This is a genomic window from Pseudomonas putida (assembly GCF_028682175.1).
In the GTDB taxonomy this organism is placed as follows: domain Bacteria; phylum Pseudomonadota; class Gammaproteobacteria; order Pseudomonadales; family Pseudomonadaceae; genus Aquipseudomonas; species Aquipseudomonas putida_AD.
Window position 1 is genome coordinate 13,961 of sequence record NZ_JANHKS010000050.1, and the last position, 25,559, is coordinate 39,519.

Genomic DNA, 25,559 nt, shown 5'->3' on the forward strand with positions numbered 1-25,559 from the left:
TGCTTAATTTGGCGCCCCGGCGCCCAGTAGTGGATGGCGCGGATGCGCCGGCGAATAAGGTGTTAAGCCCCTGCCATGAAACCTTCGCTAGTCTTGAGAATGGGCCAGCAGCTGACGATGACACCGCAGCTGCAACAGGCCATCCGCTTGCTCCAATTGTCCACGCTGGATCTCCAACAGGAAATCCAGGAGGCACTGGAGTCCAACCCCATGCTGGAACGCCAGGAAGAAGGCGACGACTTCGATAATGCCGACCCGATGGCCGACAACATCGAAAACAAGCCCAACGCCGACGTTCAGGAACCGACCTACCAGGAATCCGCCCCCACCGTCGACAATCTCGAGGACGGCGAGTGGAGCGAGAGCGAGCGCATCCCCAACGAACTGCCGGTCGACACCGCCTGGGAAGACATCTACCAGACCAGCGCCAGCAGCCTGCCCAGCAACGACGATGACGAGTGGGACTTCACCACCCGCACCTCGGTCGGCGAAAGCCTGCAAAGCCATCTGCTGTGGCAACTGAACCTGGCGCCGATGTCCGACACTGACCGCCTGATCGCCGTCACGCTGATCGACTGCATCAACAACCAGGGCTACCTGGACGAGTCCCTGGAAGAGCTGCTCGACGCGTTCGACCCGGAACTGGACATCGAGCTGGACGAAATCGAAGCCGTCCTGCACCGCATTCAACAGTTCGAGCCCGCCGGCATCGGCGCCCGCACCCTGAGCGAATGCCTGCTGCTGCAATTGCGCCAGTTGCCTGCCAAAACGCCGTGGCTGGCCGAAGCCCAGCGCCTGGTCAGTGACTACATCGACTTGCTGGGCAGCCGCGACTACTCGCAACTGATGCGCCGCATGAAGCTCAAGGAAGATGACCTGCGCCAGGTCATCGAACTGGTCCAGAGCCTCAACCCGCGTCCTGGCTCGCAGATCGAATCCAGCGAAGCCGAGTACGTGGTGCCCGACGTGATCGTGCGCAAGGACAACGAGCGCTGGCTGGTGGAGCTGAACCAGGAAGCCGTGCCGCGCCTGCGCGTCAACCCGCAGTACGCAGGTTTCGTGCGTCGTGCCGACACCAGCGCCGACAACACCTTCATGCGCAACCAGTTGCAGGAAGCGCGCTGGTTCATCAAGAGCCTGCAAAGCCGCAATGAAACCCTGATGAAAGTCGCGACCCAGATCGTCGAGCACCAGCGCGGCTTCCTGGAGTACGGCGACGAGGCGATGAAGCCGTTGGTCCTGCACGACATCGCCGAGGCGGTGGGCATGCACGAATCGACGATCTCGCGGGTCACCACGCAAAAGTTCATGCACACGCCTCGCGGCATTTACGAACTGAAGTACTTCTTCTCCAGCCACGTGAGCACCTCCGAGGGCGGTGAATGCTCGTCCACGGCCATTCGCGCGATCATCAAGAAACTGGTTGCCGCGGAAAATCAGAAAAAGCCGTTGAGTGACAGCAAGATCGCTGGTTTACTGGAGGCACAAGGCATCCAAGTGGCCCGTCGCACAGTCGCCAAGTATCGCGAATCCTTAGGGATAGCCCCTTCGAGCGAGCGCAAGCGACTGATGTAAAGGCAGGCTCTGTACGAAATGTTTTAAGACGTAGGTAAGGCAAGGCTGTTTTCAGCGCAGCATGACCGGGTCTCAAGACTTTTCTTACTAGAACCTAGAGGTCACGAGCCACAGCGTTCCAGTGGCAGGCATCCAAGCCTGCCTCTTAATGCACTGGCAACGAAGGAGAAGCTGTATGCAAGTCAACATCAGTGGACACCAACTGGAAGTGACCAAGCCCCTGCGCGAGTACATCGAGCTGAAGCTGAAAAAGCTCGAAGGGCACTTTGACAAGATTACCAACGTGCAGGTGACGATGGCCGTCGAGAAACTCAAACAGAAGATCGAGGCCACCCTGCATATCCACGGTGGAGAGGTCGTAGCCAATGCGGAGCATGATGACATGTACGCGGCAATCGACCTGCTCACTGACAAGCTGGACAGACAACTGCTCAAACATAAGGAAAAGCAGCAAAGCATCCTCAAAGGTGCGGCCGCTCGCTGACGCTCCCCCTCCATGATCCGACTTGAAAATATCCTGACCCCTGGCCGTTCATTCGTGAACGTGCCAGGCGGCAGCAAGAAAGCAGTACTCGAAGAGATTGCCCGACGCATCGGCGAAGAAGTTCCCGAGTTCGACTGGCAAGACGTCTACGAAAGCCTACTCGCCCGTGAAAAACTGGGGTCTACCGGTTTTGGCAACGGGATCGCCATCCCCCACTGCCGATTCAAGGGCTGCCAGGCACCGGTGAGTGCCGTGCTGCACCTGCAACGGCCTGTCGACTTCGACGCCATCGACGGCGCTCCGGTTGACCTGCTGTTCGTGCTGCTCGTCCCTGAAGCAGCGACCGATGCCCACCTCGAACTGCTTCGCCAGATCGCCAGCATGCTCGACCGTGCCGACGTCCGCGCAAGCCTGCGCGAGGCCAAGAGCAGCGAAGAGCTGTACAACGTCGTGCTTCGCGTACAGAACGGTCACTGAACATGCGCATGATCATCGTCAGCGGTCGCTCCGGCTCCGGCAAGAGCACGGCCCTCGATGTTCTCGAAGACAGTGGCTTCTACTGCGTCGACAACCTGCCGGCCGGCCTGCTCCCAGAGCTTGCCGAGCGGGCGCTGATCAACACGGAACTGGCAGAACCGCTACTGGCCGTCTCCATCGACGCCCGTAACCTGCCCAGTCACCTGACCCGTTTTCCGCGAATGCTCGAAGAGGTCCGCGGCCGCCACATCCGCTGCGACGTCCTGTTCCTGGATGCCGAAGAGTCGACACTGCTCAAGCGCTTCTCCGAAACCCGCCGCCGCCATCCGCTGAGCAACGCAACACGCTCGCTGGCCGAGGCCATTCGTGACGAAAAGACGCTGCTGGGGCCGATCATCGACCTGGCCGACCTGACCATCGACACCACGCACCTGAATCTCTACCAGTTGCGCGACACCCTCAAGCTGCGCCTCCTGAACAAACCCGAGCCCGGCACCGCCTTCCTGATCGAGTCGTTCGGCTTCAAGCGCGGCATGCCCGTGGACGCCGACCTGGTCTTCGATGTGCGCTGCCTGCCCAACCCCTACTGGAAGCCGGAGTTGCGCGAGCAGTCCGGCCTCGACCTGCCGGTGGCCGAGTACCTGGCCGCACAGCCGGATGTCGAAGAGATGTTCCAGGACATTTCCTCGTACCTCAACAAGTGGTTGCCGCGCTTCGCCGCCAGCAACCGCGCCTACGTCACCATTGCCATTGGCTGCACCGGCGGGCATCACCGCTCCGTCTACCTGACCGAACGCCTGGGTCAGGCCCTGCAACAATCGCTCAAGAATGTTCAGGTCCGCCACCGCGACCTAAGCTGAAAGGATCCCCAACGCGATGCCCGCTCATCAGATCACCATCATCAACAAGCTGGGCCTGCACGCCCGCGCGGCCGCCAAGTTCGTGGGCGTGGCCGGAAAATTCCCCTGCCAGATCCGCGTCGGTCGCACCCCGGAAAGCATGGTCGACGGAAAAAGCATCATGGCCGTGATGATGCTCGCCGCAGGCAAAGGCACCGAGATTCACCTGCTGACCGAAGGCGACGACGAACAAGCAGCGCTGGAAGGGCTGATCGAGTTGATCAACAACAGGTTTGATGAGGGGGAGTGATTGAGGCGCCAAGTCAGTTGGCAAAGTTCTCGATCTTGATTTGCCCCTCCGGAAAGGTCGCGACGATTTCCAACTCTCCCCCCATAGCCCGGATATAGTCGCGCAACGTACTGATGTACATATCGGTACGACGCTCCATCTTCGAGATGGCCGCCTGATTCACATGCAACGTCTTCGCGAGCGTCGCCTGGCTCAGTTCTCTTGCGCGTCGCAGCTCATGCAAGGGCATTTCGCTGAGCAACCCTTGATAGATGTGCTCGGAACGCGCCCGAGACTCAGGCGACATGGCGGCCTGCAGGTCGGAAAATTTTCTAGCCATCGTTCAAGCCCTCTCGGCGCAGTGTTTCGATGTGTTCGTCGTACAGACGGTCTGCCAGTGGCACGTGAATCTCGTACCAGCGGTCCTGACCCGTTTTGTCACCACCAATCAGCAGCAATGCGCAACGCCGAGGATCGAAGGCATAAAGAACACGAAATGGTCTCCCGGCATACTGCACCCGCAGCTCCCGGAGATTGCCGTGTCGCGCCCCTTTGATACCGCTGCTATGGGGAAATCCTAACGCCGGCCCGAACTGCCCAAGCAACTGCACGCTGGCGCTCACCGACTCCTGCTCACCGACAGTGAGCCTTGCCCACCAATCGCCAAATTCATCTGTGTATTCAATATCCCAGGTCATTCAAGAACTGTGGACAAATCCGAGTATAACCTCAATGGAATATATCCACAGGTACTGAAGGATTTTTCCGATTCTGCCTCAGGAATATCGGCCCTCGAAAAATACCGCCAAACACCTCTCATCCGCAGTGCCTAACGGACTTGCCTCTCAAATTTCGCGGAATTTTCTGACTTGATCCAAGCCGCCGACGTCTCCTTAATGCTCGAGCATGATGACCCGAACGTCATCAATTCCTGAAAGCATGGGCTGGCCTGGACGCACCCTGGATGCAGCCAGCCGGCAGGACATCAGTGGTTCACCTTCAACAGAGCTGTTCGATGACATTTTCCGTTGCCATATCGCCGCCGAGGTCCTGGTCCCGGTCGGAAAAAATGCTGATGTCCGGCAGCCTGCTGGCTGTGCTGGCGATCTTGACCATCGTCGCTTCGCTGCTGCTTCGCGAGTATGGCAACGCCACGGAAACTGCGGTGCGCTCGGCCAACAATGTCGTGCAGCTGATCGATGCGGACGTGCAGCGCAACGCCGATCTCTATGACATTTCGCTCAAAGGCATGATCGACGCATGGCAGCAGCCGGAGGTGATGGCGATCTCTCCTGCGTTGCGGCGTCAGGTGTTGTTTGATCGTTCCACTGCCGCGCCTTACAAGGGCGACCTGGTCATGCTTGATGAGAATGGTGCGATCGTCGCCGATTCCACCTCGGTGGACCCTCGGCCAGACAACTTTTCCGACCGGGCGAGTTTTCAGTTTCATCGGAGCAATGCGTCCCTGGGATTGAAGGTGGACGGGCCGTTCAAATCCCGCTGGGGCTTCAAGGACTGGTGCATCAGTTTCAGCCGGCGCATCCCCTCCCCTGACGGCCAGTTCGTCGGCGTCGCCAGCGCCTCGATGCGCCTCTCCTACTTCAATCACCTGTTTCGCGGCCTGGATGTGGGACGCAGCGGCACCATCAACCTCATCAACGCCGAAGGCATCCTGCTCGCCCGTCAGCCCGAGGGGGCGAATGCGAAGTTCATTGGCCGGGATTTCAGCCAGCAACCCAACTTCCAGCGAATCCTCAAGGAAATCAACGGCAGTTTCAGCGCCGTTTCCGATTTCGATAATGAACGCAGGCTATATACCTTCTCCCGCGTCGGGGACTTGCCGCTGATCGTGGTGGTGGCCCAGTCCCGGGATGAGGTGTATGCCGTGTGGAAGCGCAATGCGCTGCTGGTCGCGGGCGCCACCGGCCTGCTGTGCCTGGGAATACTCTGGCTGTCGTCGTTGCTGGGCAGGCAGTTACGCCTGCGCCGCCGGGCCGAACGGGAACTGGCCAAGCTCGCCTCCACCGACGGATTGACTGGGCTAGCCAACCGCCGCCAGCTGGATCAGGCACTGGCGCACGAGTGGTCGCGCAGCCTGCGCAACGGCCAGCCTTTATCGCTTTTGATGATCGATGTGGACCACTTCAAGGCGTTCAACGATCGTCATGGCCATCATGGCGGCGACGACGCATTGCGTGACGTTGCCCGCACGCTGTCCGCCACCACGCGACGCCCCGGCGACCTGGCCGCACGCTATGGCGGGGAGGAATTCATGGTGGTGTTGCCGCAGACGCCCCTTGAAGGCGCGGCACAGATAGCCGAAAAGATCCGCAGCGCCATCGAGGCACTTGCGCCTCACGGCGAAGATACCCAGCCGACTACCGTGAGTATCGGTGTCGCGACTCGCACGCCCAATGCGCACGCCACGCTGGCCATGCTGCTGGCCGATGCAGACAAAGCGCTCTATGAGGCCAAGCGCCTGGGTCGCAATCGTGTCGCGCTGCCAGCAGCACCTGATCTGTCTCCGACTTGATCCGGGAGCACAAAAAAGCGCCAGCCAGGCTGACGCTTTTCATTCAACGAGCGGCTAGCACCTGAGTGCCAGCTATCGGCGTTGATCAGCTCGCTCTGCGAACCGAGTCACGCAGCGCTTTTACTTTGTCGTGGTTGGCTTGCACGCCGGCCAGCTGACGCTGAATCAGGCTGACCACATTAGTAGGCAGCGCTTTCTCGACGGCTTTCTGCTGGGCATCGCGATAAGCCTTCAAGGCATGGTCTTCACCACGCTCAACTTCATTGAGTACGGCTTCATCGCTCTTGCCGGTCACGGCAGCCTTCAGCTCCACCCATAGACGGTGCACAGTGCCCGCGGCGGTAGAGGAATTTTCTGGATCGCCGCCCAGTGCACGGACTTCAGCCTGAAGTTCACGCACTGCAGTTGCACACTCGGATGAACGAGAAAGGAAATAAGCTTTGATTTCTGGGTTCTTGATATCTTCGGCGCTGGTGTGGAAACCTTTTTCGCCGTCTTTGCTGGTCTCGATCAGGTCATTGAGCAGGGAGACCGCTTCTTTGTTGATGTCCGTCATTTTGAGTTTCCTTTCTGGCAGGTTGATCGAAGAGTCAATTCACTCGATGAGTAGACTGTTGCAGCGGCCATGCCAGACTTTCAAACTTAATTAAATCCTTTAAAATCATATAGTTAACACATTAATCAAATCACGTGGCCGCGCTTTCTGCATGATCGGCCTGTTGGCCTGCATGCAGAATGCACGTATCTTGCCAGTTCACTCGAAAAGACCAACGGCGACGTCATGAATCCCGAAAAACTCAAACTCCTGGTGACCCGTGAAATGCCCTATGGCAAGTACAAGGGGCGGTTGCTGGCCGATCTGCCGGGGGATTACTTGAACTGGTTTGCCCGCAAGGGGTTTCCGACGGGAGAGCTGGGCAGCCTGTTGGCACTGATGCAGGAGATTGACCACAACGGTTTGTCCGCCCTGCTCGACCCGCTGCGAACCCGCCCTCGCGAGCCCCTGAGGCCGAACGCGCCCAAGACGCTGATTCGATTTCCTGAATAAAAAAAGCGGTGCGCCCGGGAGGGAACACCGCTAAAGAGCTCATGAAAAACGAACTACAAAGGAGTGATAAAGATACGTGCCCAGCCAAAGGGCCGTGCGGTACATATTTATCGCTGTCGCCTTGACCTTAAAAAAACCAAAAAAAAACGATGCTCCCTGACCGGAGAGCACCGTTAAATAGCCATGCAACAACGACTTCTGTAGCAACACCCCAGCGCATTGAAACCCATCGTTGAATGATGATTAGAACAGCCCGCTCATGAACGGGAGCTGTCCGGGATCAATATTGCCGGGTGTCAGGGTATTCGATCAGTCGAACAGCGCCACGGCTTCTGCGGTGGCATCGGTGATGCGACCCCAGTCACCGTTCTTGACCCAGGCGTTGTCGATCATCCAGGTGCCGCCCACGCACATCACGTTTGGCAGCGCCATGTAGCTTTTCAGGTTGGCTGCGCTGACGCCGCCAGTGGGGCAGAAACGCACTTCCGGGAACGGGCCGCCCAGGGCCTTGATCGCAGCGACACCGCCGCTGATTTCAGCCGGGAACAGCTTGAAGCGGCGATAGCCCAGGGCGTAACCGATCATGATTTCCGACGCGCTGCTGATGCCAGGCAACAGCGGCAACTCGCTCTGCGCGCCAGCTTCCAGCAGCTCCTGAGTACTGCCCGGGGTCACGATGAATTGCGAGCCGGCTTCTTCGCAGGCCTTGAGCATGTGGCGGTCCAGCACGGTACCGGCCCCTACGCACAGCTCAGGGCGCGCGTCGCGCAGCATGCGGATGGCCTTCAGGCCGAATTCGGAACGCAGGGTGACTTCCAGCGCGGTCAGGCCGCCTGCCGCCAGCGCATCGGCAAGAGGCAGCACGTCCTGTTCGCGGGCGATGGTGATGACCGGGAGAATCTTCGCTTTCGCGCAGAGTTCGTCGATCTGGGCAACTTTGCTCGCCATGCTATTCAACGGTTGTGTCACTTGGGTTTTCTCCATGGCGGCTGATCCTTTGCTTATGGGCACCAGTAGATCTCTAAAGCCGGGTTGAGGAACGCACGGATCGGCATCTGGGCCAGGTCATCGCCCGCCAGCGCCGTGCGCAGTGTTTCGAGTTTCGCCTGCCCGGAAACGGACAGGATCGGCGTCGCGGCCGTCGCCAACAGGGCGCGGGTCATGGTCAGACGCTGATGCGGTGTGCTCGGTGCCAGCATCGGCAGGCAGCGGCGAGTGCCGTTCAGATCCAGTGCCTCGGCAAGATTTGGGCTATCCGGGAACAGTGAGGCCGTGTGGCCGTCGTCGCCCATGCCCAGCACCAGCACGTCGATCTTCGGCAACTCTTTGAGCGCTTCGTCGGTGGCTGCCGCCGCTTCGTCCAGCGTGGTGGTCGGGCGGTACAGGCTGAAGAAGCCCGCCTCGGCCGCCGGCCCCTGGAACAGGAAGCGCTTGAGCAGGCCGGCATTGCTGTCGGCGTGCTCGGTCGGCACCCAGCGCTCGTCAGCCAGGCTAATGCACACGCGGGACCATTTGATCGGCTTCTGCGCCAGCGCCTGGAAGAATGCCACCGGGCTCTTGCCACCGGAGACCACCAGGGTCGCGGTGCCATGGGGATTGCTGTCAATGGCCGCCGTCAGACGCTCGGCCACGTGATCGGCCAGCGCATTGGCCAGCTGTTCGGGGTTGTCGAAATCCAGGGCTTTCAGGCCAGCCGGAAATTCAAGTTCACATATCGCCATACCAGGACCTCCCGTCACGAGTAATCAGCGCAATGGAACTCATCGGCCCCCAGGAGCCAGCGGCGTAAGGCTTGGGCGCATCGCCCGCCTTTTTCCAGCCGGCAATCAGCTGGTCGCACCATTGCCACGCATACTCGATCTCATCTTTGCGGACAAACAGGTTCTGATTGCCGCGCATGACCTCCAACAACAACCGCTCGTAGGCGTCCGGGACGCGTGAGCTGTTGTAAGCGTCGGAGAAACTCAGTTGCAAAGGGGTGCTGCGCAATTGCATGCCTTTGTCCAGCCCCTGGTCCTTGGTCATCACTTGCAGCGAAATGCCTTCATCAGGCTGCAGGCGGATGATCAGGCGGTTGCTGATCTGCATCCGTTGTTCCGGGGCGAAGATGTAGTGCGGCGGTTCCTTGAAGTGGATCACGATCTGCGACAGCTTCTGCGGCATGCGCTTGCCGGTACGCAGATAGAACGGAACCCCTGCCCAACGCCAGTTACGGATGTCGGCACGAATGGCAACGAACGTTTCGGTGTCGCTCTGGGTGTTGGAGTTTTCCTCCTCCAGATAACCGGGAACCGGTTTGCCTTCGCTGTAACCGGCAATGTACTGCCCACGCACCACTTGGGTGGCCAGGCGTTCCGGCGTGAAGGGCACCAGCGCCTTGAGCACTTTTACCTTTTCGTCGCGGATGCTGTCGGCGGACAGGTCGCTCGGCGGGTCCATCGCGATCAGGCACAGCAGCTGCAACAGGTGATTCTGGACCATGTCGCGCAACTGGCCGGCTTGGTCGAAGTAGCCCCAGCGGCCCTCGATGCCTACTTTCTCCGCCACAGTAATCTCGACGTGGGAAATGTAGTTCTGGTTCCACTGGGTTTCGAACAGGCTGTTGGCAAAGCGCAGGGCGATGAGGTTCTGCACCGTGTCCTTGCCCAGGTAGTGGTCGATCCGGTAAACGCGGTTTTCCGGAAGGAATTTGGCTACCGCATCGTTGACCCGACGCGAAGACGCCAGGTCATGGCCGATCGGTTTTTCCAGCACCGCACGGGTGCGGTCGGTCAGGCCTACCAGCGCCAGGTTTTCGCAGATCGCACCGTACACCGAGGCGGGCGTCGCGAAGTAGGCGATCATGGTCTGCGCATCGCCCACCACTTCGGCCAGGCCCACGTAATCCTCGCCCTTGAGGAAGTCCACGTGCAGGTAGCTCAGGCGGGCCTGAAAACGCTCCACGTGCTCGCGTTCAAGCTGAGCCTCGGGGACAAAACGGCGCAGGTTCTTGTCGATGTAGGCCAGATGCTCCTCTGGCGTGCCCGCTTCGCGGGCCAGGGCAAGAATTCGGGTCTCGGCATGCAGCAGTCCAGCCCGGTCAAGCTGGTACAACGCAGGAAACAGCTTGCGCACTGCCAGGTCGCCCAGGGCGCCGAACAAGGCGAAAGTGCACGGTTCTACCGTAATCGAGAGCATAATGTTTGTTCTTTTATCAAGTTAGGCTACAAATACCTTTTTTAAAGGCGTTACTCAAGGCCAAATGTAGTAATAACCACAACATTTCTTCAAAAAGCACATTAGAGTGGTGATCGCCACAGGCCCTCAGTACGATAGGCCACCTTTGCTACAGGCTAAAGGCCTATGTCGCTACCTTTACACTTATGGCCTGCCGATTCGCCTGTTTGCCGCTTCAGAGAAGGATTTTGAATGGACCGCGTACGCAATCTTCTGGAGCAGATCCAGAGCCGTCTCGAGGAATTGAACAAGGCCGAGCGCAAGGTCGCCGAGGTGATTCTGAGCAATCCCCAGCAGGCGACCCGCTTCAGCATTGCCGCCCTGGCCCAGGCCTCCAAGGTCAGCGAGCCGACGGTCAATCGCTTCTGCCGCTCGTTCGACGTCAGCGGCTATCCGGAACTCAAGCTGCAACTGGCCCAGAGCCTCGCCAGCGGCGCGGCCTATGTCAGCCGTGCGGTGGAGGCCGACGACAATCCCGAGGCCTACACCCGCAAGATCTTCGCCAGCGCCATCGCCTCTCTGGACAGCGTCTGTCAGGTGCTCGACCCGACGCTGGTCAGCAAGGCCGTGGACCTGTTGATTCAGGCCCGGCAGATTCACTTCTTCGGCCTCGGTGCTTCGGCACCGGTGGCGGTGGATGCGCAGCACAAGTTCTTTCGCTTCAACCTGGCCGTGACGGCCCACGCGGACGTGTTGATGCAGCGCATGCTGGCGTCCGTCGCCCACACCGGCGAGCTGTTCGTGATCATTTCCTACACCGGCCGCACCCGTGAACTGGTGGAGGTGGCGCGCATTGCCCGGGAAAACGGCGCTTCGGTGCTCGGCCTGACCGCCGCCAACTCGCCGCTAGCCAAGGCCAGCACCCTGAGCCTGAACATTCCGCTGCCCGAAGACACCGACATTTATATGCCGATGACTTCACGCATCGTTCAGTTGACCGTGCTCGACGTGCTGGCCACCGGCATGACCCTGCGCCGCGGCGTGGACTTCCAGCCGCACCTGCGCAAGATCAAGGAAAGCCTGAACGCGAGCCGGTATCCGGCGGGGGATGAGTTGGAGTGAGGATGTTGGCTTGGGATTGTTACTCTGATGCCCTCCGGGCTTTTCGCGAGCAAGCTCACTCCTACATTTTTTGCAACGTGCCGCATTCTGACAGACCGAGTACATAGCCTTGCAAGCAGACCCCTTTAGGCCCTGCCTGGAACCAAGGCTGCCAACTCGGTCCATCAGGCCATGGCACGTTGCAACAAATGTAGGAGTGAGCTTGCTCGCGATAGGCCCGAAGGGCATCCATGTAGCGACCTCAAATCATGTAGCGACCTCAAGCCAAACTCACCTGCAAACTCACCCGCGCCTGCTGCCCCGGCGCCAGGCTCAGGCAGTCGTCGATACCCGACACCGCCTCCACCCGCACGAACCCTGCCGCTTCACTGCCCGCCACGCCGAGCAGCGGGCGTCCGCCGGGGTGCCAGACTGCCGTGCTGGCACTGTCGCTGGCATCGATATTCAGACGCCGCTGCCAGCTATCATCCTGCAACTGCAGCGCCCCGGAATGCTCGAACACCCTCTGGCAACTGCCCAGTACCTTCAGCTCGCCCTTCTGCTCGCAGGGGCTGCGGCTGAGTTCGTCGTAGCCCAGGGCGCCATCCAGGCCTTGCAGGGCGACATCGGCGATGTCACTGATGCGCCAGTAAGCGTGCAAGGCATGGCCGAACTGGCAGGGCTCGCTGTCCTGATGCTGGGTCTCCAGACGCAGATCCATGCCCTGCCCCAAGTCCGCGAACAGGTCGGCCTGCCAGTCCCATAACGTCAGGCGCCAGTGCAGCGATACACCGTCGCGGTGTTCCTGGCTGTCGATCAGCTTCCAGTCCAGCAGGCGCCCCCAGCCATTGGACGGCCAGCCACTCTCACCGGGATGCCGCCCCACCCACGGCCAGCACACCGGCACACCGCCACGAATCGCGCCCACCTGCGGCCACTGCGCGGCGCACCACAACCAGGGCTTTTGCCCGGAAGGCTGGAAATGCAGCAGTTGCGCGCCCTGGCGGCTGAACACCGCGTGGCATTGCGGGTGATTGACCACCAGCACATCGCGCTGCTGGTACCGCTCCCACTGAAAGGTCGGCTGCGGCCTTGCCTGGGTGAAGAAGCGTTGAAGAGGATGCTCAAGCGAGCCTGTTTCCGAGATGGCCATTGAGTTCCTGTCTAGCGGTGAGACACCCGTAGCAGCACGGCTTGCCGGCGGGAGCGATCTTGAGAATGCCCCCGCCGGCAAGCCGTGCTGCTACGAGGGCAAAAGGGGGGATCTCAGTGCAAAAAAAAGCGCAAGAAAACCTGCGCGCCATTCCACAAAAAAACGGGCAGCCAGGCTGCCCGTAAAGCACACACGACCCTTGATCGTTTGTGAAGCACATCAGAGAGAGAGCGGCGCGCAGGAGCGGTACGCGCCGCCGATGACACTTAGAACTTGGTTTGCAGCTTGATACCGGCAACCAGTGCGTTGTCGATGTGGTCGGTACCACCTGGGTGCACGACGTACTGCACGTTCGGACGCACGGTCAGCCAGTCGGTGACGTGTACGCCGTAGTAGATCTCCGAGTTGTACTCGGTGGTCTGGATCGGCAGGAAGTTCGGATCGTCAAAATCGGTCGCGCCGTTCACCTGGTTGATCAGACGTGCACGGTCACGCACGTTGTCGTTGACGTGGATACGCGACACACCGACGCCGATGTCATCCTTCGGACGAGCATCGAACGGCCCTTTGAACACCAGGCCGACGTTCTGGAAGTTGTCGACGAAGTTGGTGGCCTTGTCGTGCACAGTGGCGTTGAAGAACACGCTCATGCCGCGCGACGGATCACCACCGATGGTGGTCAGTTGCTGCTGAGCGACAAACCACCAGCCGTGCTTGCTGCCGTGGGACTTGAAGTCGGCGCCGGTGAGAGCCTGAGGCTGACCGTTGACGTCGTCTTTCAGGTCATCGGCGCTCGGGCTGCTGTAGTACCAGCCCAGGCGGTATTCGCCTGGCAGTGAGTTGATGCTTGGCGACCACACCACTTCCACAGGCACCAGGGTGCCCTTGGCGCCGCTGCCGCTGAGCTTGAAGCCGTTACCGGTTTCCAGGTACGACGGGTTCTGCTCATACACACCGACCTGCGCGAAGAATTCCGGCGTGATGTTGTATTTCACGCGCGCAGCCCACTGGCTGACGGGCCAGTTGTACCAGGTGTTGACGTAGTTCGCCGCCTGGGTGCCGCAGAACGTCAGGTTCTGGAAGTCGCAAGGGAAGCTGCCGAAGTCTTCACCTTCGCCCATACGGCCCAGCTTGATGTCCAGCGCGCCGTCGAAGTACTTCTGCTTGACCCACATCTGCGTCAGGCGCCAGGTCTGGCCACGGCCCCAGACTTCCTGCGAGGAAGACAGCGTGCCGATGCGCGGATCGCCCAGGCGATCGTTGGAGATGTTGTTACCGCTACGCTCGGTGATGGTCAGCTTGAACTCGGCGTCCTTGATGCCGAAAGCCTTGTCCAGGTCGATCTGGGTACCGATGGCGAACTGGTCGCTGTAGCGCGCAGTCTTGTCGTGGTTGTAGCCGCCCTTGACGTTGGCCCCCATCTCGCCAACGTACTCGAGATTGAAGTCATAACCCTTGTCGTGCAGCTCTTTGCGCAGACCGCCCCAATCGCCGGTCATGTGCTCGTTGGCGTTGAAAGGCTCGAGTGCGAATGCCGATCCCGACATTGTCAAAGCCCCCAGGACTGACAGCCCGCCAATCAACCGGAACTGGTTCAGCGATTTGCCTTTTACCTTCTTCATCCCTTAAATCCTCGTTTTATTGTTATTAGCTCTGGAACAGCGTTGTAACCACTTGCCTCGTGTGCCTGACGGGCCGTCTTTACGGCAGAAACCGCCCCGTCAGATGTGCTCGTTGACGCAGTGCTCCTGCGTGCGTGAATCAGTTGCGGTTGAGCCGCGTGACGTTGCCCATGCCCTGCTCGGGCCTAGACTTTCCCAGCGCACCCAGACGCTCTCCGGTCTTGGCGTCAAACAGCAGCACCTTGGCCGGATCGAATTGCAGGGTCAGGGTTTCGCCCACCGCAGGCGCCACATCAGGGGCCAGGCGGCAGCAGACCTTGCTTTCATTGAGCGTGACGAAAACCAGCGTGTCAGGCCCCGTTGGCTCGGTGACCTGGACTTCAGCGCGGATGGTCGGCATACCGGAAGATTCACCGGACGCTAGCATGATCTGTTCAGGGCGAAGGCCCAGAATCACCTCACGATCCTCCAGCCCCGCATCGCTCATGCTCATCGGCAGTTCGCAGCGCGCCTGGCCGCTGTCGAGCAACGCGACCAGACGGCCGTCCTTGCGTTGCAGGCGCAGCGGAATGAAGTTCATGGGCGGCGAGCCAATGAAGCTGGCGACGAACTGGTTCGCCGGATCGTTGTAGATCTCCTTGGGCGTACCGAACTGCTGAATGATGCCGTCCTTCATGACCGCCACCTTGTCGCCCAGGGTCATCGCTTCGATCTGGTCGTGGGTCACGTAGACCGTGGTGGTCTTGAGGCGCTGGTGCATCAGTTTCATTTCGGTGCGCATCTCGACCCGCAGCTTGGCGTCGAGGTTGGACAGCGGTTCGTCGAACAGGTAGATCTTCGGCCGACGGGCCAGTGCGCGGCCCATGGCCACACGCTGTTGCTGGCCACCGGAAAGCTGGCCGGGCTTGCGATTGAGCAGGTGTTCGATCTGCAGCAGCTTGGCGACACGGGCCACTTCGGCGTCTATGTCGGCCTGGCTCATCTTGCGGATCTTGAGGCCAAACTCGATGTTCTCGCGCACGCTCATGGTCGGGTACAGGGCGTAGGACTGGAACACCATGGCGATGTCACGATCCTTGGGGCTCATGCCGCTGACGTCCTGATCACCGATCATGATCGCGCCGCCGGTGATGTTCTCCAGGCCCGCGATGCAGTTCATCAGGGTCGACTTACCGCATCCTGAAGGCCCGACCAGAATCAGGAATTCGCCATCCTTGATCGACAATTCGATGTTCTTCAGGGTGTCCGGCAGGCCGGTCCCGTAAGTCTTGTTTACATTGCGAAGTTCGAGCGTTGCCATGATTACCCCTTGACTGCGCCGGCCGTCAGCCCGCGCACGAAATACTTGCCTGCGACCACATAGACCAGCAGGGTCGGCAGACCCGCGATCATCGCCGCCGCCATATCAACGTTGTATTCCTTGACCCCGGTACTGGTGTTGACCAGGTTGTTCAGCGCCACCGTGATGGGCTGCGAATCACCGCTGGAGAACACCACACCGAACAGGAAGTCGTTCCAGATCTGGGTGAACTGCCAGATCAGGCAGACCATGATGATCGGGGTCGACATCGGCAGGATGATCCGCCGGAAAATGGTGAAGAAACCGGCACCGTCCAGGCGGGCAGCCTTGACCAGCGCATCAGGGATGCTCACGTAGTAGTTGCGGAAGAACAGCGTGGTGAACGCCAGGCCATAGACCACGTGCACGAACACAAGGCCGGTGGTGGTGCTGGCCAGGCCCATCTTGCCCAGGGTGAACGAGGCCGGCAGCAGCACGGTCTGGAACGGCAGGAAGCAGCCGAACAGCAACAGGCCGAAGAACATCTGCGAGCCACGAAAGCGCCACATCGACAGCACGTAGCCGTTCAGGGCACCGATGGCCGTGGAGATCAGCACTGCCGGAACAGTGATCAGGATCGAGTTCAGGAAGTAGCCCTTGACCGTCGCCCAGGCTTTGACCCAGCCGATGGCCGTGATTTCGGTCGGCCAGCTCAACAGGTTGCCGGTGCCGATGTCTTCCGGCGATTTGAAACTGGTGAGCAGCATCACCACCAGCGGCACCAGGTAGATCAGCACCGCGCCGATGAGCACGGCGTAGATCGCGATCCGGCTCAGGCTGATGGAAGGTTTGGCAGCGAGACTAGTCATTGCGCTTGGTCCTCAGCTCGGAATACAGGTAAGGCACGAGGATCGCGAGAATCGCACCGAGCATCAGGATTGCACTGGCCGACCCCATGCCCATCTGGCCACGGCTGAAGGTGAACGAGTACATGAACATCGCAGGCAGGTCGGACGAGTAGCCAGGGCCACCGGCGGTCATCGCGGCCACCAGGTCGAAGCTCTTGATCGCAATGTGCGCCAGGATCATCACCGAACTGAAGAACACCGGACGCAGGCTTGGCAGCACCACTTTCCAGTAGATCTTGGGCATGCTTGCGCCATCGATCTGCGCGGCACGGATGATCGACTGATCGACACCACGCAGGCCCGCCAGGAACATCGCCATGATGAAGCCCGAGGCCTGCCACACGGCAGCGATCACCAGGCAGTAGACCACGCGATCCGGATCGATCAGCCAGTCCAGACGGAAGCCTTCCCAGCCCCAGTCACGCAGCAGTTTGTCCAGGCCCATGCCCGGGTTGAGCAGCCATTTCCAGGCGGTACCTGTGACGATCATCGAGAGCGCCATCGGGTACAGGTAAATGGTGCGGATGAAACCTTCGCGACGAATGCGCTGATCGAGGAACACTGCCAGCAGCACGCCGACCACCAGGCTGATACCGATGAACATGCCACCGAACACCGCAAGGTTCTTGCTTGCTACCCACCAGCGGTCGTTGTCGAACAGCCGTGCGTATTGCGCCAGGCCCACGAACTTGTAGGACGGCAGGAAAGTCGAGTTGGTGAACGACAGAACGAACGTCCACAGGATATAGCCGTAGAAGCCCACCAATACGATGAACATGCTTGGCGCCAGCACCAGTTTGGGTAGCCAGCGCTGCAGTGCATCGAACGGCGAGGCTTTGCTGAACACAGCAACAGAACTCATGGTGAAATCCAGTACAGAAGAAGTAAGTGCGAAGACCATCTCTGTAGGAGTGACCGGGGTGGCGCCCCACCTTGCTCGCGATGACGTCGTATCAGCCGAAGCTTGGGTGACTGACACAACGCATCGCGAGCAAGCTCACTCCTACAGGTGAGCGGTGCTACAGGTTATTTAGCAGCCTTGATCGCAGCGCCCAGCTTCTTCGCCGCGTCGGCCGGATCGGCTTTCGGGTCGTTGATGTAGTTGGTCACGACGTCAAAGAACGCGCCCTGCACGGCCAGTGTGGTGGCCATGTTGTGCGCCATGCTCGGTTGCAGGCCGCCGGTCTTGGCATCTGCCAGGAAGTCCTTGGCAGCGGTCTGGGCGCAGGAGTCGAAACCATACTTGTCCATGTCGGACAGCATGTCGTTACGCACCGGGATCGAGCCCTTGTTGATGCTGAAGACCTTCTGGAAGTTCTCGCCCAGCACCACCTTGGCGATGTCCTGTTGACCGGCTGCGGTGCCCTTGTCCTTCTGCTTGAACACGGCCAGGGAGTCGATGTTGTAGGTGAACGCCTTGTCGGTGCCCGGGAAGGCAACGCACTCGTAGTCCTTGCCGGCGACTTTCTTGGCGGCGGTCCATTCGGACTTGGCCCAATCACCCATGATCTGCATGCCGGCCTTGCCGTTGATGACCTTGGCGGCTTCCAGGTTCCAGTCCTGGCCTTTGCCGTCGGTGTCCATATAGGTGGCGACTTTCTTGAGTTCGGTCAGGGACTTGACCATCTCGGGGCCGGTCAGCGCGCCGTTGTCGAGGTCGACCAGGGCTTTCTTGTAACCGTCTGCGCCCATGACCGAGAGCACGACAGCTTCGAACACGGTGCTGTCCTGCCAAGGCTGGCCACCGTGGGCCAGCGGGATGAAGCCGGCTTTCTTGAGCTTGTCGCCTGCGGCGTAGAATTCTTCGAGGGTGGTAGGCGCTTTCTCGATGCCGGCTTTCTTGAAGACTTCCGGGTTGATCCACAGCCAGTTCACACGGTGAATGTTCACCGGCACGGCCACGTAATCACCGTCGTACTTCACGGTATCGGAGACTTTCTTGTCCAGCAGGCTGTCCCACTTCTCTTCCTTGGAGACATCCTTGAGCACGTCGGTATCGAGCAGGCCAGTGGATGCCCACTCCTGGATGTCCGGGCCCTTGATCTGGGCAACGCCTGGCGGGTTACCGGCCACGGCACGGCTTTTCAGAACGGTCATGGCAGTCGAACCGCCGCCGCCAGCTACAGCGCCGTCTTTCCAGGTGAATCCGTCTTTTTCAACTTGGGCCTTGAGCACATCGACAGCCGCCTTTTCACCGCCCGAAGTCCACCAGTGGACAACTTCGACAGTGCCTTTGGAATCAGCGGCCATGGCGCTCAGAGGGAACAACGAGGCGAGAGAAACGAGTGCGGCGAGACGAGTAATCGAATTCATCAATTTGACCTTTCTTGTTGTTATGCATGAGCAAGTCTTGGTGCTTGCACTGCATGGATTCTAAACAACGGGCTAGAGCCGACGGTAACGAAGGGATGCGCGAGTGTCACAGGATGGTGACATTAGGCCTGACACTGGTACTGGCTGAATAAACGCAACCCTGTAGGAGTGAGCTTGCTCGCGATAGCGGTGAGCCAGATACGCAGATGCTGGCTGGCATGACGCTATCGCGAGCAAGCTCACTCCTACAGGATCGGGGCGACCCATAGATTGTTGGATGTCAGTTCTGGCTGCGTGGCAGGTACAACGTCACCCGCAGCCCGCCCTCGCGCAGGTTCTGCAAGCTGACTTCACCGCCGTGGCTGTGGGCGATATTGCGTGCGATGCCCAGCCCCAGGCCGTAGCCCTGCTGCTGTTTGCCCGCCAGCCGGAAATGCGGCTCGAACACCTGCTCCAGGCGCTGCTCCGGCACGCCCGGCCCTTCGTCATCCACATGCAGGATGAACGCCTCGGCATCGTCCTCGACGAACAGGTGCGCCTTGTCGCCGTATTTGATCGCGTTGTCGATCAGGTTGCCCATGCAGCGCCGCAACGCCAGCGGCTTGCCGTAGAACATCGACATCGCCGTGCCTTGCAGCGTGACACGGCCATCGCCGTTGGGTCCCAGGTACGGTTCGATCAGGCAGTCCAGCGCGTGATTGAGGTCCACCGGCTCGATGTTCTCGTGGATGTCGGTGTCTTTCACACACTGCAGGGCGCCTTTGACCAGCAGCTCCAGCTCATCCAGATCGCGGGTGAACTTGACCTGCATGGCTTCGTCTTCCAGCAGTTCGACCCGCAGCCGCAGCCGTGTGATCGGGGTGCGCAAGTCGTGGGAAATGGCGCTGAACAACTGCCCGCGTTCGGTCAGGTAACGGCTGATGCGTTCACGCATGGTGTTGAAGGCGCGAGTCACCTCGACCACCTCGCTACCGCCGCCCTCCACCACCGGCTCGACATCGGCGCCCAGCGACAGGTCCCGCGCCGCATTGGCCAGACGCTTGAGCGGCCCGCTTTGCCAATGCACCAGCAGGCCGATGAACACCAGCAGGAAAATACTCGTCAGCGCGATGAACCAGACCTGCTGCGACGGCAGGCCTTCCTCTTCGAGCATGGTGTAGGGCTCGGGCAACAGCGAAGCGATGTACAGCCATTCCCCCGGCGACAGCTCGATCTGGGTCACCAGCACCGGCGGATTCACCGGCTCAAGCGTAAGGGCGTAGTGTGCCCAGGAGCGCGGCAGCTCATCGAGCTTCAAGCCGCTGTTGAAGATGCGCAGGTCTTCCGGACGCACGAAGCGCACCAGGATGTCGGGATCAGCGCCCAGGTTCTGGCGCAGGACCTGGCCGACCACGTTGATCACCGCCGACTTGCGCACCGTGGGCTCCAGTACCTGCATTTCCAGGGGCCGGTCATTGAGGGACACGAAAAACCGCGTGCCGCCCATGCTGCGCAACTGGTCGAGGACCATCGGGCGAAACGCCACCGGCAACGAACGGAAGTAACTCACGCTGGCGGCCATCGAGAAACCGAGGCTGCGGGCACTGGTGATCAGGCCTTCCATCTGCGTGGCGCGCAGTTGCGACAGCCAGATCAGGCTGGACAGCGTCTGGGCCAGCAACACCGCCAGCAGGGTCAGCAGCAACATACGCCCCAACAGCGAGCGCGGGACCGGCAGACGGCGTTTTTTCTCGACCACTATCACCGGTCAGTAGCCGTTGCCGGCTTGCGGCAGCACGTTGGCCGCCAGCAGATAGCCACTGCCTCGCACGGTGCGAATCAGCCGCGGCGCCTTGCCGGTGTCGCGCAGGCGCTGGCGCAGACGACTCACCGCCATGTCGACGATGCGCTCCAGCGGCATCAGCTCACGCCCACGGGTGGCGTTGCCTATGGTGTCGCGGTCGAGGATCTGCTGCGGGTTATCGAGAAACAATTTGAGCAAGGCGAAGTCGGCACCCGAGAGGATCACTTCCTCGCCATCGTTGTGGAACAGCCGGTGGCTGACCATGTCCAGACGCCAATCGTCGAACACCAGCACCTCGCCAGCCGTGCGTTCCTGGCCGAACTGGGCACGGCGCAGCAGGGCCTTGATCCGGGCCTGGAGTTCACGGGGGCTGAAGGGCTTGGCCATGTAGTCGTCGGCGCCCAGCTCAAGGCCGATGACCCGGTCGGCCTCGTCGGAGCTGGCGGTGAGCATGATGATCGGCACATGAGGCTGGCGCGGGTGCTGCCTGACCCAGCGACACAGGCTGAAACCATCTTCATCGGGCAGCATGACATCGAGAATCAGCAGGTCGCTGGCCTCGTCATTGAACGCCTGACGAAACTCGGCACCGTCGGCCACGGTACGTACTTGAAAGCCTGCACGGCTCAGGTAGGCCTGCAGCAACTCGCGGATCTCCTGGTCGTCATCGACCACCAGAATCGATTTACTGACAGCGTTCACTTTGGTCGTCCTTGTAAGCACTGAAATTGTTTTTATGGGTAAATCGGATCTGTAGCTACACACTCATACCCCGTAGCAGCACGGCTTGCCGGCGGGGGCGTCCTCAAGATCGCCGCGATTGTAGGAGCGCGCTTGCCCGCGATTGCGATCTGTCTGTGTCATATGCATGGGCTGACACACCGTCGTCGCGGGCAAGCGCGCTCCTACAAAAGCATCAGGCCTGAGCCAGCGCCTGGTCCAGCGCCACACCCGCACCCATCAGGCCCGGGTACTCGGCCGTCACCAGCCAGACCGGCACATCCTTGAAGTAATCCTTCATCAGGCCTTTTTGTGCAAGGGCCGCATTGAAACCGCTGTTCATGAAGAAGTCGACGAAACGCGGAATCACCCCGCCAGCAATGTACACACCGCCCCGCCCGCCGACGGTCAGCACGTTGTTGCCCGCCACGCGGCCCAGGAACACACAGAACTGCTCCAGCACCGCGCAGGCCACCGGATCACCCTTGAGCGCGGCCGAGGTAATGGCCGCCGGGGATTTCAGTTCCGGCTCGATGTCATCCAGCGCACAACTGACCTGATACAGCAACAACAGTCCTGCGCCACTCAAGATGGTTTCAGCGCTGACATGCTCATGTTCGGCCATCAGCCGAGTCCACAACAACGCCTCGCGGGACGTGCCGATAGGCAAATCCACATGCCCACCCTCACCCGGCACGGCGGTCCAGTGGCTTTCGCCGGTGCGAATCAAGGTGCCGACGCCAAGGCCGGTGCCCGGTCCGATCACCACGCGCGCGGCCTTCGGATCGCCCTTGCCGTGGCGCACGGTGAGGTATTCATCGTCGCGCAGGCGAGTCATGCCCAGCGCCATGGCGGTGAAGTCGTTGACCATGATCAGGTTGTCGATCTTCATCGCCGCACAGAATGCCTGCCGGTTGATTTTCCAGTGGCTGTTGGTGAAGTGGAAATCATCGCCGGTCACCGGCCCCGCCACGGCCAGGCAGATCGAGCCGACATCGCCCGGTTGCAGCTCCAGGTCCTGCAGGTAAACCAGCAGGGCCTTTTCGGGACTGGCGTAATCGATCGTCGGGAACACCCGGATCGAATGCAACTGATCGTCTTCCCAGATGGCAAAACGAGCATTTGTGCCGCCGATATCACCCACCATCGCCAATGTCACTTGAGCGTCTCCAGATTCGAAGTAAAGGCGCTGGCGCCCTTCTCTGCCGAGCTGAAGGCCATGCGCATGAAACCGAACAGTTCACGGCCGGTGCCCACGTTGTGGGACAAACGTCCGATTGCCGGTTCTCTGGCGGCCAATTCTGCCGGTTCGACCAGAACTTGCAACGTTCCTTTCACGCCATCGACCCGAATGAGGTCCCCATCACGCACAAGTGCCAAAGGGCCACCATCGGACGCTTCAGGGCAGACGTGGATGGCCGCCGGGATCTTTCCGGAGGCCCCGGACATGCGTCCGTCGGTAATCAGCGCGACCTTGAAACCGCGATCCTGCAGCACGCCGAGAAATGGTGTCATTTTGTGTAGTTCAGGCATGCCGTTGGATCGCGGCCCCTGAAAACGCATGACCGCGACGAAATCGCGCTCCAGCTCCCCGGCCTTGAACGCATCGGCCAAGTCCTGCTGATCTTCGAACACCCGGGCAGGCGCCTCGACGATCTGATGCTCCAGCGCAACCGCCGAAACCTTCATCACGCCACGCCCCAGGTTGCCTTCCATGACCCGCAAGCCGCCCTCCGGGGAGAACGGGCGAGCCACCGGACGCAGGATGTTTTCATCCAGGCTTTCGATCGGGCCATCACGCCAGACCAGCTTGCCATTATCCAGGAACGGCTCCTGGGTGTAGCGACGCAGGCCACGGCCGGCAACGGTGTTGACGTCTTCGTGGAGCAGACCTGCATCGAGCAGTTCACGAATCAGGAACGACATGCCGCCAGCGGCCTGGAAGTGGTTGATGTCGGCCTTGCCGTTGGGGTAGACGTGGCTCAGGGTCGGCACCACTTCGGACAGATCGGCCATGTCCTGCCAGGTCAACTGGATGCCGGCGCACTGGGCGATGGCCGGCATGTGCAGCGTGTGGTTGGTGGAACCACCCGTCGCGTGAAGCGCAACAATCGAGTTGACCAGCGAACGTTCGTCCACAATCTCACCCAGAGGGATGAACTCGCCGCTCTGTTTGGTCAGACGCGTCACCTGGATCGCGGCTTCGTGTGTCAGGGCATCGCGCAGCGGCGTGTAAGGATTGACGAAGGAGGCGCCCGGCAAGTGCAGCCCCATGACTTCCATCAGCAGTTGGTTGGTGTTCGCCGTGCCGTAGAAGGTGCAGGTGCCCGGCCCGTGATAGGACTTCATCTCCGAGTCCAGCAGCTCTTCGCGGGTGGCCTTGCCCTCGGCGTAGCGCTGGCGCACGTCGGCTTTTTCCTTGTTGGAAATGCCCGACACCATGGGCCCGCCCGGCACGAAGATGGTCGGCAGGTGGCCAAAACGCAAAGAGCCCATCAGCAGGCCCGGCACGATCTTGTCGCAGATGCCGAGCATCAGCGCTGCATCGAACATGTTGTGCGACAGCGCCACCGCCGTTGCCATCGCGATGACTTCGCGGCTGGCAATGCTCAGTTCCATGCCCGGCTCGCCCTGGGTCACGCCGTCGCACATGGCAGGCACGCCGCCGGCGAACTGGCCGACCGAGCCGACTTCGCGCAGGGCTTTCTTGATCTGTTCCGGAAAATGCTCGTAAGGCTGATGCGCCGAGAGCATGTCGTTGTACGAAGAAACGATGGCAACGTTGGCGGCGTTCATCATCCGCAGGCTGTGCTTGTCTTCGCTGCCGCAGGCCGCGACGCCATGGGCGAAGTTGGCGCATTGCAGCTTGCCGCGCATCGGCCCGTCGCTTGCCGCGCCCCGGATCAGTTGCAGATAGCGCTGACGGGTTTCACGGCTTCGAGCGATCAGCCGCTCAGTTACCTCAAGGACGCGGGGATGCATGTGATGAACTCCAGGCTAACGGATGTGGTCACCCTCTCAAACGTTCACAAAACCTGACAATTTTTCATGACCTGGGAGAAACGCTTCAGCAAAGGCCTGATTTATCAGCGTGTTGTGCCCGTTTTACGGGTTTCTATTTGTAGATAAACCAAAATACTGCCACTAAAAGGGCTTGTTTTCTATTTTTATGAGAATAATCTTGTAATTCCAACAACAAATTTACAGAGGACGGGTGTATGACTCTCCGCATCGCAATCAATGGCTTTGGCCGCATCGGCCGCAACGTCCTACGTGCACTCTATACCCAAGGCTACCGTCAGGACCTGCAAGTCGTCGCCATCAACGATCTGGGTGACAGCGAGATCAACGCCCACCTCCTCAAATACGACACCGTTCACGGCCAGTTCGACGCAACTGTCGAGCACGACAAGGAAAGCCTGACAGTCAATGGTGACCGTATTTCGGTCAGCGCCATTCGCAATCCGGCTGAACTGCCCTGGAAATCCGAGAAGATTGACGTGGTGTTCGAGTGCACCGGCCTGTTCACCGACCGCGCCAAGGCTGCCGCCCACATCACCGCAGGCGCGAAGAAGGTCATCATCTCGGCCCCGGCCAAGGGCGCGGACGCGACCGTTGTGTACGGCGTCAACCACGACGTGCTGCGCCAGTCGCACCAGATCATCTCCAACGCCTCGTGCACCACCAACTGCCTGGCGCCGGTGGCCCAGGTGCTCAACCGCGAGCTGGGCATCGAAAGCGGCCTGATGACCACGGTGCATGCCTACACCAACGACCAGAACCTGATCGACGTCTACCACACCGACCCCTACCGCGCCCGTTCGGCCACCCAGTCGATGATCCCGAGCAAGACCGGCGCCGCCGAAGCCGTGGGCCTGGTGCTGCCGGAACTGGCGGGCAAGCTGACCGGTATGGCGGTGCGTGTACCGGTCATCAACGTGTCGCTGGTCGACCTGACCATCCAGCTCAAGCGTGACGCGACGGCCGACGAGGTCAACGCGATCATGAAAGAAGCCGCCAAGCACTCGAAGATCCTGGGCTACAACACCCTGCCGCTGGTGTCCCATGACTTCAACCACAACCCGCTTTCGTCGATCTTCGATGCCAACCACACCAAGGTCAGCGGCCGCCTGCTCAAGGTCCTGGCCTGGTATGACAACGAATGGGGCTTCTCCAACCGCATGCTGGATAACTGCCTGGCGTTGATGAACGCGGAGTGACGGGCGGCACACACTGATCCGTAGCAGCACGGCTTGCCGGCGGGGCGTTCTCAAGATCG

Annotated in this window: 25 protein-coding genes; 9 read left to right on the forward strand and 16 right to left on the reverse strand. The window is 60.4% G+C overall.

Going from position 1 to position 25,559, the window contains the following annotated elements; genetic code table 11:
- The first annotated feature begins 75 nt into the window (after positions 1-75).
- The 5 genes from NPS29_RS24170 (at position 76) to NPS29_RS24190 (ending at position 3,685) form a co-directional block, all read left to right on the forward strand.
- Positions 76-1,575, forward strand: a complete 1,500-nt coding sequence (locus NPS29_RS24170) for an RNA polymerase factor sigma-54 (protein WP_274135676.1) — start codon at positions 76-78, stop codon at positions 1,573-1,575.
- A 175-nt stretch (positions 1,576-1,750) separates the two neighbouring features.
- Positions 1,751-2,059 carry a ribosome hibernation-promoting factor, HPF/YfiA family gene (gene hpf, locus NPS29_RS24175; protein ID WP_062384329.1) on the forward strand — a complete coding sequence of 103 codons (309 nt, stop codon included), beginning with the start codon at positions 1,751-1,753 and terminating at the stop codon, positions 2,057-2,059.
- A 12-nt stretch (positions 2,060-2,071) separates the two neighbouring features.
- Positions 2,072-2,536, forward strand: a complete 465-nt coding sequence (gene ptsN / locus NPS29_RS24180) for a PTS IIA-like nitrogen regulatory protein PtsN (protein ID WP_274135678.1) — start codon at positions 2,072-2,074, stop codon at positions 2,534-2,536.
- A gap of 2 nt (positions 2,537-2,538) precedes the next feature.
- Complete coding sequence (gene rapZ, locus NPS29_RS24185) at positions 2,539-3,396, forward strand: RNase adapter RapZ (RefSeq protein WP_274135679.1); 858 nt, start codon at positions 2,539-2,541, stop codon at positions 3,394-3,396.
- Positions 3,397-3,412: 16 nt separating this feature from the next.
- Positions 3,413-3,685 (forward strand): HPr family phosphocarrier protein, encoded by a 273-nt coding sequence (locus NPS29_RS24190; protein WP_274135680.1) that lies wholly within the window; start codon positions 3,413-3,415, stop codon positions 3,683-3,685.
- Positions 3,686-3,698: 13 nt separating this feature from the next.
- Here the strand turns inward: NPS29_RS24190 and NPS29_RS24195 are convergent, their stop codons facing one another.
- Both NPS29_RS24195 and NPS29_RS24200 read right to left on the reverse strand, forming a co-directional pair.
- Entirely contained in the window at positions 3,699-4,004 is a 306-nt protein-coding gene (locus NPS29_RS24195) for an XRE family transcriptional regulator (protein ID WP_274135682.1), read from the reverse strand.
- Positions 3,997-4,362, reverse strand: coding sequence for a type II toxin-antitoxin system RelE/ParE family toxin (locus NPS29_RS24200; protein WP_274135683.1), 366 nt, complete (start codon positions 4,360-4,362; stop codon positions 3,997-3,999). Before NPS29_RS24200 ends, NPS29_RS24195 begins: the two co-directional genes overlap by 8 nt.
- A gap of 371 nt (positions 4,363-4,733) precedes the next feature.
- Here NPS29_RS24200 and NPS29_RS24205 point away from each other — a divergent pair, with 371 nt between their 5' ends.
- Positions 4,734-6,197, forward strand: a complete 1,464-nt coding sequence (locus tag NPS29_RS24205; protein WP_274135704.1) for a sensor domain-containing diguanylate cyclase — start codon at positions 4,734-4,736, stop codon at positions 6,195-6,197.
- A gap of 85 nt (positions 6,198-6,282) precedes the next feature.
- Here the strand turns inward: NPS29_RS24205 and NPS29_RS24210 are convergent, their stop codons facing one another.
- Positions 6,283-6,753, reverse strand: coding sequence for a PA2169 family four-helix-bundle protein (locus NPS29_RS24210; protein WP_274135685.1), 471 nt, complete (start codon positions 6,751-6,753; stop codon positions 6,283-6,285).
- 225 nt (positions 6,754-6,978) lie between these two features.
- Here NPS29_RS24210 and NPS29_RS24215 point away from each other — a divergent pair, with 225 nt between their 5' ends.
- Positions 6,979-7,245 (forward strand): DUF3820 family protein, encoded by a 267-nt coding sequence (locus NPS29_RS24215; RefSeq protein ID WP_274135686.1) that lies wholly within the window; start codon positions 6,979-6,981, stop codon positions 7,243-7,245.
- Between the two features lie 309 nt (positions 7,246-7,554).
- Here NPS29_RS24215 and NPS29_RS24220 read toward each other — a convergent pair whose 3' ends face one another.
- Genes NPS29_RS24220 through zwf form a run of 3 tightly spaced genes read right to left on the reverse strand, consistent with a single transcriptional unit; the run spans position 7,555 to position 10,422 of the window.
- Positions 7,555-8,229, reverse strand: coding sequence for a bifunctional 4-hydroxy-2-oxoglutarate aldolase/2-dehydro-3-deoxy-phosphogluconate aldolase (locus NPS29_RS24220; RefSeq protein ID WP_274135687.1), 675 nt, complete (start codon positions 8,227-8,229; stop codon positions 7,555-7,557).
- Between the two features lie 17 nt (positions 8,230-8,246).
- On the reverse strand, positions 8,247-8,966 hold the full coding sequence (pgl, locus tag NPS29_RS24225; protein ID WP_274135688.1) for a 6-phosphogluconolactonase: 720 nt from the start codon (positions 8,964-8,966) through the stop codon (positions 8,247-8,249).
- The gene (gene zwf, locus NPS29_RS24230; RefSeq protein WP_274135689.1) at positions 8,953-10,422 is read right to left on the reverse strand and encodes a glucose-6-phosphate dehydrogenase; all 1,470 of its coding nucleotides are present in this window, start codon (positions 10,420-10,422) and stop codon (positions 8,953-8,955) included. The genes pgl and zwf overlap by 14 nt, the downstream gene beginning before the upstream one ends.
- A 231-nt stretch (positions 10,423-10,653) precedes the next feature.
- Between zwf and NPS29_RS24235 the strand changes: the two genes are divergently transcribed.
- Positions 10,654-11,523 (forward strand): MurR/RpiR family transcriptional regulator, encoded by an 870-nt coding sequence (locus tag NPS29_RS24235; RefSeq protein WP_274135690.1) that lies wholly within the window; start codon positions 10,654-10,656, stop codon positions 11,521-11,523.
- A gap of 259 nt (positions 11,524-11,782) precedes the next feature.
- Here the strand turns inward: NPS29_RS24235 and NPS29_RS24240 are convergent, their stop codons facing one another.
- From NPS29_RS24240 to edd, 10 genes are all read right to left on the reverse strand, one after another.
- Positions 11,783-12,655, reverse strand: coding sequence for a D-hexose-6-phosphate mutarotase (locus tag NPS29_RS24240; protein ID WP_274135691.1), 873 nt, complete (start codon positions 12,653-12,655; stop codon positions 11,783-11,785).
- A 266-nt stretch (positions 12,656-12,921) separates the two neighbouring features.
- Entirely contained in the window at positions 12,922-14,277 is a 1,356-nt protein-coding gene (locus NPS29_RS24245) for a carbohydrate porin (RefSeq protein WP_274135692.1), read from the reverse strand.
- Positions 14,278-14,416: 139 nt separating this feature from the next.
- Positions 14,417-15,577 carry an ABC transporter ATP-binding protein gene (locus NPS29_RS24250; protein WP_274135693.1) on the reverse strand — a complete coding sequence of 387 codons (1,161 nt, stop codon included), beginning with the start codon at positions 15,575-15,577 and terminating at the stop codon, positions 14,417-14,419.
- A 2-nt stretch (positions 15,578-15,579) separates the two neighbouring features.
- Entirely contained in the window at positions 15,580-16,425 is an 846-nt protein-coding gene (locus tag NPS29_RS24255; protein ID WP_274135694.1) for a carbohydrate ABC transporter permease, read from the reverse strand.
- The gene (locus tag NPS29_RS24260; protein ID WP_274135696.1) at positions 16,418-17,326 is read right to left on the reverse strand and encodes a carbohydrate ABC transporter permease; all 909 of its coding nucleotides are present in this window, start codon (positions 17,324-17,326) and stop codon (positions 16,418-16,420) included. Before NPS29_RS24260 ends, NPS29_RS24255 begins: the two co-directional genes overlap by 8 nt.
- A gap of 164 nt (positions 17,327-17,490) precedes the next feature.
- Positions 17,491-18,777 (reverse strand): ABC transporter substrate-binding protein, encoded by a 1,287-nt coding sequence (locus tag NPS29_RS24265; protein ID WP_274135698.1) that lies wholly within the window; start codon positions 18,775-18,777, stop codon positions 17,491-17,493.
- A gap of 280 nt (positions 18,778-19,057) precedes the next feature.
- Complete coding sequence (locus tag NPS29_RS24270) at positions 19,058-20,464, reverse strand: ATP-binding protein (protein ID WP_274135705.1); 1,407 nt, start codon at positions 20,462-20,464, stop codon at positions 19,058-19,060.
- A gap of 60 nt (positions 20,465-20,524) precedes the next feature.
- Complete coding sequence (locus NPS29_RS24275) at positions 20,525-21,262, reverse strand: response regulator (protein WP_274135699.1); 738 nt, start codon at positions 21,260-21,262, stop codon at positions 20,525-20,527.
- Positions 21,263-21,476: 214 nt separating this feature from the next.
- On the reverse strand, positions 21,477-22,439 hold the full coding sequence (locus tag NPS29_RS24280; protein ID WP_274135700.1) for a glucokinase: 963 nt from the start codon (positions 22,437-22,439) through the stop codon (positions 21,477-21,479).
- Positions 22,436-24,262, reverse strand: coding sequence for a phosphogluconate dehydratase (edd, locus tag NPS29_RS24285; protein WP_274135702.1), 1,827 nt, complete (start codon positions 24,260-24,262; stop codon positions 22,436-22,438). The genes NPS29_RS24280 and edd overlap by 4 nt, the downstream gene beginning before the upstream one ends.
- A gap of 236 nt (positions 24,263-24,498) precedes the next feature.
- On the opposite strand from edd, the gene gap reads away from it, so the two are divergent.
- Positions 24,499-25,500 (forward strand): type I glyceraldehyde-3-phosphate dehydrogenase, encoded by a 1,002-nt coding sequence (gene gap, locus NPS29_RS24290; protein ID WP_274135703.1) that lies wholly within the window; start codon positions 24,499-24,501, stop codon positions 25,498-25,500.
- The last annotated feature ends 59 nt before the right edge of the window (positions 25,501-25,559 follow it).